The 13,329-nt window shown below is 43.6% G+C and carries 9 protein-coding genes; 6 read left to right on the forward strand and 3 right to left on the reverse strand.

The annotated features are described in order from the left end of the window. From DXD68_RS22275 to DXD68_RS22300, 6 genes are all read left to right on the forward strand, one after another. The gene (locus DXD68_RS22275; RefSeq protein ID WP_122363661.1) at positions 1-702 is read left to right on the forward strand and encodes a hypothetical protein; all 702 of its coding nucleotides are present in this window, start codon (positions 1-3) and stop codon (positions 700-702) included. A gap of 121 nt (positions 703-823) precedes the next feature. After that, entirely contained in the window at positions 824-976 is a 153-nt protein-coding gene (rpmH, locus tag DXD68_RS22280; protein ID WP_005633099.1) for a 50S ribosomal protein L34, read from the forward strand. A gap of 117 nt (positions 977-1,093) precedes the next feature. Next, positions 1,094-1,729 (forward strand): PASTA domain-containing protein, encoded by a 636-nt coding sequence (locus tag DXD68_RS22285; RefSeq protein ID WP_122363662.1) that lies wholly within the window; start codon positions 1,094-1,096, stop codon positions 1,727-1,729. A 2-nt stretch (positions 1,730-1,731) separates the two neighbouring features. Further along, a complete protein-coding gene (locus DXD68_RS22290; RefSeq protein ID WP_122363663.1) occupies positions 1,732-2,805 on the forward strand; it encodes an RluA family pseudouridine synthase in 1,074 nt (357 codons plus the stop codon). 2 nt (positions 2,806-2,807) lie between these two features. Next, the gene (locus tag DXD68_RS22295) at positions 2,808-3,815 is read left to right on the forward strand and encodes a D-alanine--D-alanine ligase (protein WP_122363664.1); all 1,008 of its coding nucleotides are present in this window, start codon (positions 2,808-2,810) and stop codon (positions 3,813-3,815) included. Positions 3,816-3,826: 11 nt separating this feature from the next. Next, complete coding sequence (locus tag DXD68_RS22300) at positions 3,827-4,987, forward strand: 1-acyl-sn-glycerol-3-phosphate acyltransferase (RefSeq protein WP_122363665.1); 1,161 nt, start codon at positions 3,827-3,829, stop codon at positions 4,985-4,987. 84 nt (positions 4,988-5,071) lie between these two features. Here DXD68_RS22300 and DXD68_RS22305 read toward each other — a convergent pair whose 3' ends face one another. From DXD68_RS22305 to DXD68_RS22315, 3 genes are all read right to left on the reverse strand, one after another. Beyond that, positions 5,072-6,901, reverse strand: a complete 1,830-nt coding sequence (locus DXD68_RS22305) for a T9SS type A sorting domain-containing protein (protein ID WP_158585924.1) — start codon at positions 6,899-6,901, stop codon at positions 5,072-5,074. A 70-nt stretch (positions 6,902-6,971) separates the two neighbouring features. Continuing rightward, positions 6,972-11,591, reverse strand: a complete 4,620-nt coding sequence (locus DXD68_RS22310; protein WP_147383022.1) for a hypothetical protein — start codon at positions 11,589-11,591, stop codon at positions 6,972-6,974. Positions 11,592-12,261: 670 nt separating this feature from the next. After that, positions 12,262-13,017: a DNA-binding domain-containing protein gene (locus DXD68_RS22315; RefSeq protein WP_122363668.1), complete on the reverse strand. Its 756-nt coding sequence runs from the start codon at positions 13,015-13,017 to the stop codon at positions 12,262-12,264. Positions 13,018-13,329: the final 312 nt, after the last annotated feature.

A 13,329-nucleotide genomic window follows, 5' to 3' on the forward strand; every position in this document is an offset into this window, starting at 1 on the left:
ATGAATGTAAAACAATTTTCAGTATCCCTCCTGATTTCTATCTTATTAATAGGTGGATTCGCCGGATGCGAAACGAACAAAAGTAAAGAGAATATGGAACAGACTAAAGAAAAGGTATTTACTAAGAAGTATACTAATGAGGATTTTTATGTAGATGGAAAGTTTAATGGTGAAGTAGCTTTGAAAGCTTTTCTCGAAATGTTTGAGTTTTATGGAGTTCCTTTTACCGATTTCATGAAAGAGAACATGTGGATATCTGATTTTGGCTTGGGAGATTTTGAACATGTGGGCATGGCGGGCGTCTTTTGGGTAAACGATCCAGTCAACCGCCATTTCGGACATGAAATATATCTGTTGCCCGGACAAATGATTCCTGAACATCGTCACGTGGAGACTGCTGAATATCCGGCAAAATTCGAATCGTGGATGGTACGCAACGGATCGGCTTATAACTTTGGAATAGGTGATCCGACTCCCAACCCTCCTGCATTACCCGAAAGTCAGAAGGAGGCTATTACTGTCTCCAATTTTGTTTATATGAAAGTCGGTGATATTCTCCCGCTGAAAGAACTTCTCTCCCCTCATTTTCTGCGTGCAGGTGATAATGGTGCTATTATCTCTGAATTTGGAACGTATCAGGATGGAAACGGACTGAAGTTTACTAATCAGAAAGCTGTATTTACGGATGTGCTTCGTCCTTAAACCAAAGGGAAATCGTTGTGGATAAAGTTTTTTTCTGCAACTCTTTGTTTATTAAAAAAAAGCCTCTATCTTTGCAGCCCGAATTGGTATATAAGATAATAATAAATAAATATATAGAAAGATGAAAAGAACATTCCAACCTTCCAACAGAAAAAGAAAGAACAAGCACGGTTTCCGTTCAAGAATGGCTACTGCTAATGGCCGCAGAGTATTGGCATCTCGTCGTGCTAAAGGAAGAGCTAAATTAACTGTATCTGACGAATATAACGGATAATCCCCGTTAGAAGAAATTAGTATAAGAAAGTAGAGGTTTTTGCTAAAAAGCCTTTACTTTCTTTGTTTTAACGGCTTTGTTTTCTATTTTTGATCCCGCCTACAAAAACAAACAGAAATGAATAACTTTTTTGTTAAACTGATAAAGAATCCGTACGTCTTGAATCTGCTGCTGGCAGTGGTCGTGACTTGTGGCTTGATTTATGGAACCCTGAAGTGGCTCGATAAATACACACGGCATAACGAAGCGGTGGTCGTACCGGATGTAAAGGGTCTCAAGATGGAAGAAGCTGCTGAGTTTTTTAAAAATAACAACTTACGTTATAATGTGATTGACTCGGTTTTTTCGAAAGAGGTAGAGCCGGGCGCAATCGTTGAGCTGGTGCCCGCGGCAGGCTCGAAGGTGAAGGAAGGACGTATTGTTTTTATTACAGTGAATGCGTTGACCTCACAGATGGCAACGATTCCGGAAGTAGAGGATTTGTCGTTCCGCCAGGCGTATGCACTGTTGCGTGCCCGCGGATTTGAGAGCGTGGAGATCGAATATGTGGCTGGTGATTTTAAGGACCTGGCCGTTTCGGTCGAATTACGTGGTAAGACGCTGGAGAAAGGCGAACATGTCCCACTGACAGCCCCTTTGGTGTTGAAGGTGAGCAGTGGCGATCCTAATTTCTCTGCCGATTCGCTGTCGTTGGACTCTTTGTCAGTCATGCCTGTTGAATCGTTGGATAGTGAAGAAGAAAACTGGTTTTAACTATGGATGAATTTTTCGACGAAATGGATGATGAACAGGCAGGTGGCCTGTTAGAACAGAATGAGGATGGTACTCCCCGGCTGTATGAACATTTCCGCTTCGTTGCCGATCGCGGACAGTCGTTGTTGCGGGTAGACAAATTCCTGGTCGACCGAATGTTCGGAGCCACGCGAAACCGGATACAGTTGGCTGCAGATGCCGGTTGTATTATGGCGAACGGAAAGCCTGTAAAGAGTAACTACCGGGTGAAACCGGAGGATGTGGTGACGATCATGATGTCGCGCCCCCGTCGCGATCTGACTGTTATTCCTGAAAATATTCCAATCAAGATTATTTACGAAGATGACGATTTGCTGGTGGTAGATAAACCGGCAGGTTTGGTCGTGCATCCGGGTCACGGTAACTATACCGGAACACTGGTGAATGCACTGGCCTGGTATCTGAAAGATGATCCTACCTACGATCCGAATGATCCGGCTCTGGGCCTGGTTCACCGTATCGACAAAGATACTTCCGGCCTGCTGGTCGTGGCTAAGAAGCCGGAAGCCAAAGCGCATCTGAGCCTTCAGTTCTTTAATAAGACAACTAAGCGTGAGTATCGTGCTTTGGTTTGGGGAATCGTGAAGGAAGACGAAGGCCGTATCGAAGGCAATATCGGACGTGATCCGCGCGACCGGATGCAGATGACGGTCTTTCCCGAAGGCGACCAGGGAAAAACGGCTGTTACCCATTACTCCGTGCTGGAGCGTCTGGGATATGTCACCCTCGTGAAATGCCGGTTGGAAACCGGACGTACACATCAGATACGCGTACATATGAAATACATCGGTCATACACTTTTCAATGATGAACGGTATGGAGGTGACGACATACTGAAGGGTACGACCTTTACAAGATATAAACAGTTTGTACAAAACTGCTTTGCCATTTGTCCCCGTCAGGCACTGCATGCCAAGACGCTGGGCTTTGTCCATCCAACGACCGGCGAGGAAATGTTTTTTGATTCCGAAATACCAGCCGACATGACACAGCTGATCGACAAATGGCGGGTATATGCAACAACTAAAGAGATATAAAGATGAAAAGGAACATTGCTATTGTAGCCGGAGGATACTCCTCTGAAATCGTTGTTTCATTAAAAAGTGCAGAAGGAATCTACTCTTTTATTGATAAAGACAAATATAATTTATATATTGCAATCGTTAAAAAGGACGAATGGGCAGTGAAACTTCCCGGAGGGGAATATACACCAATAGACAAGAATGATTTCAGTTTCCGCGAAGGCGGTGAAACTAAGCACTTTGACTTTGCTTATATCACCATTCACGGTACGCCAGGTGAAGACGGACGGCTGCAAGGCTATTTCGATATGATAGGTATGCCTTACTCTTCATGCGGTCAGTTGGTGAGTGCTCTTACCTTTAACAAGTTTGTTTGTAATAATTATCTACGTAGCTTCGGTGTCAGTATTTCCGATTCTATCCGCTTGTTCAGAGGACAGACGGTGACGGAAGAAGAGGCTGTCAGCCGTCTGGGACTACCGATTTTTGTGAAACCCAACGATGGGGGAAGCAGTTTCGGTGTAACAAAGGTGAAAGAGGCTTCGCAGCTGCAACCGGCCATCGAGAAGGCTTTTGCCGAAGGCGATGAGGTATTGCTGGAGAGTTTTATGTCCGGCACGGAGGTAACCTGCGGTTGCTATAAGGTAGGCGGTAGTCGGGGCATTGCCCGGAAGGAAGTTATCTTCCCGCTCACCGAAGTGGTTACGAAGAATGAGTTTTTTGATTTCGATGCGAAGTACAACGGAGAGTCTGACGAGATTACTCCGGCACGTATCTCTCCCGAACTGACGGAGAAGGTACAACGCGAAGTATCAAAGATTTATGATATACTGGGCGCCAAAGGACTTATCCGGGTTGATTTTATTATCGAAGCAGACGGTGAACCGAAAATGCTCGAAGTAAATACGACACCAGGTATGACAGCTACCAGCTTTATCCCGCAGCAAGTTCGGGCTGCCGGATTGGATATCAAAGATGTCATGACTGACATTATTGAGAACGAACTACAAAAGGCAGGTAAATAAAATTAGAAGATATGGATACAGAAGTTTCCTATAATTTTGACGACATTCGTCCGCTGAACAACGACGAGGTAAAGGATGCTATTGAGGCGCTCATTGCCAACGAAGATTTCGAGCGGGCCTTTCGGTATATCAAACCGGATGTGAATTGGAAGGAATTTTCCGAAACGATGCGTTCGTTTAAGACAAAGGAAGATTTCAAATCGAAACTGGCTTACGAGGCAGTTATGAACGTGGCAAACAAGACAACTTTCTCTCTGACGATCTCCGGACGTAGCCGCCTTCCAAAAGACAAACAACCTTGCACATTTATTTCCAATCACCGCGACATTGTATTGGATGCTTCTTTCCTGAATGTTATGTTGTATGATGTGGGTTATGGTATGACACAGGTTGCGATAGGCGATAACCTGATGATCCGTCCGTGGATCGAGACATTGGTACGCCTGAACAACAGTTTCATCGTAAAGCGCGGGGTTTCTGTTCGCCAGATGCTGGATGTGAGCCGTACATTGTCTGCTTATATCCGTCATACGATCAACGAAACAAAAGAGTCTATCTGGATCGCACAGCGTGAAGGACGTGCCAAAGATTCGAATGACCGTACGCAGGGTAGTGTGCTGAAAATGTTGAACATGAGTGGTGATAAGGATATCGTTTCCAATTTAATGGAACTGAACATCTTTCCGGTTGCCATCTCTTACGAATATGATCCGTGCGACTTCTTGAAAGCGAAAGAGTTCCAGATGAAACGCGATGATCCTGAATTTGTGAAGAGTCAGCGCGATGACCTGCTGAGCATGGAGACTGGTATCCTGAATAACAAAGGCCGTGTTCATTTCACCCTGACCCAGCCGATCAACGACCAGTTGGCCGCTTTGGATAAGGATATGGAAAAGAACGAGCTGGTGGCTGCCATCGCTTCTATTATCGACAAGGAAATCTATAAACATTACCGTTTCTACCCTTGTAATTATGTTGCATATGATATGTTGACGGGTACAAAACGTTTCAGTGGCAATTACGGGCAGAGAGATAAAAAACATTTTGAGGAGTATTTGCAGGGACAGTTGGATAAGATCGTCCTGCCGAATAAAGACGAGGCTTTCCTGCGCACCAAGATGTTGGAAATGTATACCAACCCATTGAAGAATCACCTGGCTAATCAGGAATAAGATATATATAAATCATTACATAAAAAGCCCCGTTACCGGTCGGATGACTGTGGTAACGGGGCTTTCTAATTACTTAATTACTTCCTATAGACTAACTTTCTTTACGTATTGTTTGTCGTTGATGGTCAGAACAACAACGTAGATACCTTCTGTCAGCGGGATGCGGGTAGTTGTTTCGATTGCTTGGCTGCAAACGATGCGGCCCATCAGGTCGTAAATTTTGATGGCTCCTACCTCGTTTTCCGGGTTGACGACAACGGTTTTGTCTTCCGTATAGATCATGTAGTCCGGGGCGGAGATGGATTCGTTAGCTGTCGGGCAATCGAATGTAACGACAACGATGGAGTCGGCTTGTACGTTTGTGAAGATGTACTGTTCAGGTTTGCCGATACTCTTCAGAACCTTTTCCTGTTCTTTTTCGTCTTCCATCTTCGGCCCGATCTTCACGTCTGTGATGACGCAATTCTTTTTGCTCGGATAGAAGTTGAAATCGTGGTTGCTGCCTTCGGTTACGCGGACGCTGGTCGGTGAGGCTGTACCCTCTTTGGTGTTGATCACTTTGGATGTCAGCGTATAAACAGGTACGGCGATGTTGGAGAATACGACATCCACGATGGTATTTGCCTGAATGTTCTTCAGCTTATATTCATTGACAGCTCCCACGCTATTACCGTTGATACGTACATCGACAATCTGCTGGCCTTGTGCGGGATCGATCTTGAAGGTGATGTTTTCTCTTCTGTTGGCGCCTGTAGTACCCGGTGTGACGGTACCCAAACCTGTTTTACGAACCAGGATGGTGAAGTCTTTCTTGATGTTACCGTTCCACCATTTTTCCCATCCTGGATAGTTGGAATCCATCCAATCTTCAAACTCATCGTCGAAGTCCCAATCAAGGTAATCCCAGCTTGGGCAGTCGCAACTACCGCCACCGCTGCTGCCACCTGAACTTGTATTACTGTTGAAGAATACGGCAAGGATGCGAGTGTTGGACTTGACGGTGTATTTTTTATCTGTACTTCTTGTCAAGTCTTTATTACCTGCTAAGAGAAGAGCCAGTTGGTAATATGTACTATTGGATTTAGCATTGATGGTGATTTCAGTACCTTTTGTTACAGTCCCTCCGCTTGTGATTGGAATTCCATTAGCTGTTACTGTCAACTTTCCACCTGCCGGTTGGTCGAATGTAATAACACAATCACCGTCGGGAGCAATTGGATGATTGGGATCGTCTGTTACGTCTTCAAAGGTGAGTGTTTCTTTGCTGTGACTGGAGATACTGATAGAGGCGGTTGCATAGACCTTTTTAGCGTCATCTGTTGTAAAGTAGATAGGTTCTGAAACCTGAGAAGCCGGTATCCAGAAACAGATGGCATCGTCGGTAGTCGAGTAGTTTGTTAACTCTGTGTTTCCTTTGTAGAATTTAACTTCGGTAAGGTCTACATCTGTCTCTGCCAATACGCGATATAACTCTTCTCCTTTGTAATCTTTCTTGAATGCTGTCTGACCCAGGTTTACATCTTTCCCTACAAACAGTTTGTTGAAGTCGCTTACGTTGAAAGAGCCGACCATAGCACCATTGGTGATTGTCAGTTTGGCAACATCTTCATCCAACTTGAAGCCGGCATATTCATTACCGGTCAAAGCCAATCCATTTAAGTCTAATACAATGGCCTTGTCTACTGTCAATTCCTCTTCTAAAGGAAGGCTTACCAATAGACTGATAGTTTGATCTTTAGTAGCTGTTGCAAAAGCCTCTTTCAGGGATTTGTATTTTTCGGTTCCTATTATTTCTGCAACGAAGTTACCGGGACCTTCACCTTCGCCCGGATCTACAAGATCCTGTGCCCATCCGCATACCGGCATCCAAAGGAGAGCCAGCAGGATGAATAATATGTTTGATTTTATTTTCATATTCTTTAGTGTTAAGTGAATATGTCGAGGAGTATGACAGCTCCTCAACATATTCTGTTAGTATTGTTTATTACTTTACGATTACCTTTTGGTTGTTGATGATGTAGATTCCTGCGCCTACTTCGTATGAAGAATCGCCTGCAGGGATTTCACCACTGAACTTCACTGTACCCTTCAGGTCGCAGATTACCACCTGTACCGGCGTTTCGGTAGTCAGGATGATGCGTCCTGCTTCTGTACGGATTTGCAGTTCGTCTTCCGCAATCTCGATTTCCTCATTGGCTGTCGGAGTAGAGCGGAGGCTGAAGCGGGCAACGTTTTGGGTTGTTGCTGCGTCTGCAAGTAGGTAGCCGCTGAATGGGGCGATTGTTCCATTTGTAGATGCGCCTGTTCCGGCACCTTCTTCATCTGCTTTAGTAGTTGTTGTAGGAGTAACACGTTCGAAGTTCTTTCCCTCTGCGTCCAGCTTGTAGAATGCTTTTGTTAAAGTAACGTCATTTAATGTACCGTTAGCATACGCTACGAAGCCGCTAACCGGATCCGGATTCAATTCCTGATTGCGTTTCAACATCTGGTTCGGACCAGAGATGAAAGTGACAGTCATATTTGCCGGAGTCTTCATCACATACACCTTGTTGGCTGTCATTTCGCTATTAACCACGTCGCTTGTCGAGCCGTCGCTCTTGATAGTGTGCAGCCAGAACTCGCCGGAAGTGCCCGGGTTGGCGGCTGGGCTGATGGAAACGACTTTTCCGCTATTGTTTGTTGTCGTAATGTCCGTAGCTGTGTAAGGCAGGGCGATTAATGACCACTGTTTTGTAGTGAATGTACGAATGTAGCGAATGCCGTCGGTAGCGGTTGCTTTACCAGCTTCAGTATTAACTTTACCACCTTCGTAGATGGTTAAACGGTGGATTGTGTTTCCTTGCTCATTTTTAGGAACTGTCCATGTTTGAGTTGTAGGAACTACGATATTACAGTCTTTTATATTGTCCCAGTTATTTCCCTGCTCCGTACTACCGATAGTAACAACTTTATAAATCGTTACTGTTGTATTATGGTTTGCCAGGCCTGCAGGGATGGTGTATAGGCTTGTTGCTGGGTTGCCTATCTCAACATCTGTATCGCGCTCCGGAGTTTCTACCCAATTGTTGTCGTAGTCATCATTGCCTCTTGCTATCAAACGATAAACTGTTTTGATACCTTCAGCTGTATGTTGCAAAACAACACCACCGATAGTAACATTCTCATCTACTATAACATCCCCATTACCTGAGATGTTGATAACGCCTGTCAGGGTACTATTAGTCTGCTTGTTGTTATTAGAGATGGTTAGAGTATTATCTTTGTTCGTAACCTTGAAACCACCCTGTGTAAATGTCAGGTCGTGACCGTTCAGGTCAATGGCATAGTCTTTGGTAATTTCGAATGTAGCTTGAGATTGGATGTTTTCCTGAAGTGCAATAACAATCTTATCACCAGTAGCAGTATTTGCCGCGTTTATCGCAGCAGATAGTGTTCTGTAAGGACTTGGGGTACCTGTGTCTACAGTTACTGTTGCTACAATTCCGCCTTTAACTAATTGTGTATAACCATTCGAATGAGCTACGATAGCCAATTCACCACCAGGGACGGTAAGGCCGTTTTCGGCATTCTGACTTTCGCCATAAACCACGAATTCTTGCGGATACATGGATTCAACGAGCCATAGGCAGGCAACGCCTGTTGTTTGACTGTTTTCAGTTAATTGTTGTCCAACAGTGAAACCAACTTTCTGATCGGCAAATTCGTAAGTATATGTATTGCCCTTTTCTAATCCCTTCACCAGTAATCTGCGTACGTTCTTATACGGCTCTTCTCCTAGGGTTGGATTAATCATATCCACATGTACGCCCTCCATGTGTACGTCCTTGCCGATATACACGTTTTGAGAAACGACGATGTCACCGTTGATGGTGGCGTGTTTGTCGCTGCCACTGTCGGTGCCTTTGTTTGTTATCAACATGAAGTTTTGCTCCTCCGTTTTAAACGTTACATTGTGGCAAGTAAGCGTGTTACCGTTCAGGTCGATGGTTACTTGGCTGCCGTTAACCTCACAAGTCGTATTCGATTCGGAATGTGTAGTGAATAGGGCGACTGTGTAGTTTTGATTTTCTTCCATTGCTTCAAATGCTTTTTCCAAAGAAATGAAAGAGCCAATTTTGTTGTTTGCATCTATTTTATCACCTGGATACAAACCGATATTAGCCGGAGCGATATTGTCATCGTTCTCTGCAACTGCGCTGAATATGATTTCCTCAGGAGAAGAAGTCTGATCCGCAGAACTGAATTTCACTTTACCGCCTAGAGTAGCTTTTGGCATCCACAAGTGGATTTCACCGTTTTTGTCGCTGGTTACTTTTCCGGATAGAGGAGTAGTTCCACCTTCTGGTATATATTCATAGTTGTACGGAATATAGTAGTCTTTTACTTTGAATGAAACACGGTATAAATTCTTGGAGTTTGGGAGTGTTCCATCTGTAAAACGGGCATTATTATTCTTTGCAAACTTCGCTCTCACACTACCTCCTTTATAAGTTGCAGTAACGTTTTGAATAGGGTCTTCTGCATTGTCCTGGATATAAGCAAGCAGTGTGCCGCTTTCTACCTCTAATTTACCTGTACCACTACTACTACTTGAGCCTGAAATACTTTTGCTGATACTAAAGAATCTCAACGCATTAGCTGTAGCCGGAGTTTCTTCCGACTGGTTGAATTTAAGCGTGCTACCGTCACCAATTTCAATTGTACCGATGCTGTTGATACCGGAGGTTTTGATGTCGGCTGTCTGGTTGCCTGTTACTACCAGCTTGGTTGAAATTTTATTCTCACCAACCATTCCATCCGTTGTCTGCAAACTTGTGTAGATGTCTTTCAGGAGGACGTGAACGTTGCCGTTAACTGTTAGGATGTTTGCTGTAGTATACTTGTCTTCGGCTACTGTTACGATTTCGGCAGGATCTGTTTCTGTGCCATAACCGGTAACTTCGTAGTCGTCTGCATACGATACTTTATCAGTTCCAACTGTGATGTTGTAACTATTCAAGTCGAACAATGGAATAAGCGAGTAATTTTTTGTTTCATCATCCTTAATTTGCGCAAAGATAGTACCTTGCTCATCTTTAACCGGTCCGATTGCATCGTTGGTTGTAGGTATCCAAATACAGTATTTATTTGTATTATTGTTAGTCGCATTCACTTTTGCACCGTTTATGTCGTAAGTGATGACTTTCGGCATACTTTGTCCCTTTTTTATATTCGTTGATGCTTGTCGAGCCTCAACTTTATAGCCTTCGATATGAGGTTCTATATTTGCTAGCTCTGTATAAACTATACCTTCAATCCGATAGGAGCCGGTGATAGCACCATTATTACCGTGGTCAGTAGCATTTGTATTAACAATTTCATCTTTTATTACGAGTGTACCTAAACCACTGGAGATTAACGGAAGCTTACCCTCTGAGTCTGTGTGTCCGCTGATGCTTAATTGCCATCCATTTAGGTTGAGGGTGAAAGTCTGATTTACAGTGATAGTCCAGTTTCCTTGGTTATCTTTAGGTTCAGCTGATCCTCCATTTACTGCCTTATAATTATCTGTGAAGTAGATGGTTTCACCATCCTTAACATCTTTGAATGCTAAAGATAATGTTTGGTATCTCTTTATTTCGTCATTCCTGTTGATACAAATAACAGGATCTGCGGCATAGAGTTCTTGATAATGATCTGTCTGGGTAGTAATCTCACGTGTAATATTATTACTTTTTATTTGAAACTTTGTTTGTTTCGGCAACCATGCATAAATGAGCATTTCTTCAGTATCTAAAGTCTGAGGATAGTTAACCGGATTTGTGCCGCTCTCGTCATAAATCCGGATATCACTTTTTTCTTCTAAATCAGTATTTCTATAGTTGATTATGCAATAGTAAACATCCGTGTCGTTAAACTTTGCCGCACTTCCAAGAAAACAACTTTCATTCAGAACTTTTTCCCCTAACCTCACATCATTGTTAACCTTGATTTGATAAGGACTAGGGATAGTGATGTTTTTCAACCAGATTGTATGATTATTACCATCTAGTTCGAGTCCTTCCTCTGTGGCAATATACATTATTTTGTGATCATCAACACCCTTTATTATGATATCACTTAATGAAGCCTGTAATTGACCGCTATGGGGATACTGAGATACATTAAGGTTGTAAGTTCCTTGTTGTATATCTTTTATTTGAGCATAATAATTACCACTACTAGTAGCAGCCCCTGCATAAACTTTTGGCATTTGAGTACCATCACTATTCCTTAAAGCAAAAGGCAGTTTCTCATTATCCGTTTCTAATTCCCCATAATAATTCATATTACTACTAGGAACTAATAAAGTAAACTTATCGCTGGTTGCTTTTGTAATGAATTTTTGAGTTCCTATTTCTCCATGAACATAATCGTTATAGAGTTCAGATGGGGTAAATTGGCTAAAATCAACATTGATTTGCATAGGATTATTTGTTCCAAGTTTTGTTCCAATCTGTCTCAATGCCTCATCCCCTGCTGATGCGAAATTCTCGATTTTCCAATTATCAGGGTGTTTAGGATTCTCGGCATTGTTGTAAGAGAAATAAGCTCCATCTTTCAAGGTGACAATTGCATTATTCATGTTAACAGCAGGACTGTGGGGGGGGGCTTCAGTTCCACTCTGTGCAACAACAGCCACAGGACCTGTTATTGTTAAATTACAATTACCTTCAAGTCTGAGACCTTCCTTGTTTGTGACAGTATTCCCAGCTACCAAATAAAGGTAAGAAGGAGTGTTTTTATGATCTTTATCCCAATATGCAATTGTGAGGTTAGATAAATTCTTGGTACCTATGGCAGGCCAAGAGCCTGTCTCTCCTATACCTGTTATGTGAGTTCCATGTAATTTGTTCTCTCCCGCTATATGCAGTGTTACGTTTCCTGTTGTTTCAATCCGTATTTGACCATCAGTAGTTCCTGCTAAATAATAGTCACCGCCTTGCGTGATTTTGACATTTTTTATATTCCCAGACCACGGAGTGTCGGAACTTGTCCCATTTCCCTCAGCCCAAGCCCCTACCGGCATCACGATTGCCATGAGGCAAATCAGCAGCCTCCAGAGCTTTGACGAGTTAGAACTTTTGCGGGAGAATCGTTGTTTCCCCACATCTTTGATTGTTGTGCCACCGGTTGAGATATCCGGGGCGAATGCTTTGTAATTCTGTTTCATATTAATACTTGTTTAGTGTTTGTATAAGCTTTCTTTGAGTTTGGTTCGCCTTTTGCCTGTGCTCCTTAGGCAGGGAAAGGGGCTATTCTATGACGGGACGGTCGTCGTCATCGTCCTTCTTGGTGCCTACGTACACGGTGCGGCTGATGCTGCGCGGTGTTTTCAGCAGGCGTTTGGTACTGCCCGAATACTGAGTGGTTAGTGTCAGTTCGTATTCACCGTCTTTCAATCCTGTGGGAGCGATGAAGATCACTTCCGAAGGGTTGTTGGTTCCGAACATGTCGGGTTCCACCTTCGTGACAGTGTCGTCGGATAGATTGCGCAGGGTGATACCCACGTTCTCATTGTCTCCATCCACACGGATATACGAGCCGGTGAGGCGGAAGTTGCGCCCCGGGCTGAGGTGGCCGTCGGTCTGTCCGGTACTGCAATCCTGTGCGCTGGCAAAGTAGACTGAGCTGGGCTTTTCGCCGAGGATTTCCACCTGTGTGTTACGGATTTCTTCGCGCAAGACGCGATTCTGTGTAAAATCGACATAAATATCGTTGATCAGCGGGTTCCAGCGTCCTTCCTGGATGATTCCGGTAAAACGGGGGACGGCATAGAAGAGTCCGGTATTGACATTGTTGCCGTTCATCAGGAAACGGGCAACGATACGTTCGTAGAGTGTAACTACGTGAACCATAGTTTCTTTGCGTAAGCCGGTGTCTTCGTTGCGCATCTCTTCGTAGATACGTGCGTCGTTTACCGTGCCTGCCGATTTAAGGATGAGGATGCGATCGTCCGGATCTTCCGTTAAGGTATTCGGCGCGAGCCATCCTTGTAATTTGTTCTTCATAATTGGTTGAATTGACATTAAAATGATTGTTTTTTCACGGGAAGAAGAGCAAATTGAAAGTTGAAGAATGACTAATTTAATCGTTCCTTTTTTCTAGTCATGTGATTTATGAGTGTGGCACTGGAACCTAAAACGGTTTTAATCTTGATATTCAGGTGTTTTTCTGAATAAAAAAGGAAGGATGATAAGTACTGAAACAGAAGAAAAAAATGACTAGATAAAACGAACGTTTTATCTAGTCATTTAGCAATGTAGCCCCCGAATACTATGCCGGGAGCAAAACATTGCAAATGTACGATTTATTTTGAAAAC

This window comes from Parabacteroides sp. TM07-1AC, from assembly GCF_003480915.1.
GTDB lineage: Bacteria > Bacteroidota > Bacteroidia > Bacteroidales > Tannerellaceae > Parabacteroides > Parabacteroides chongii.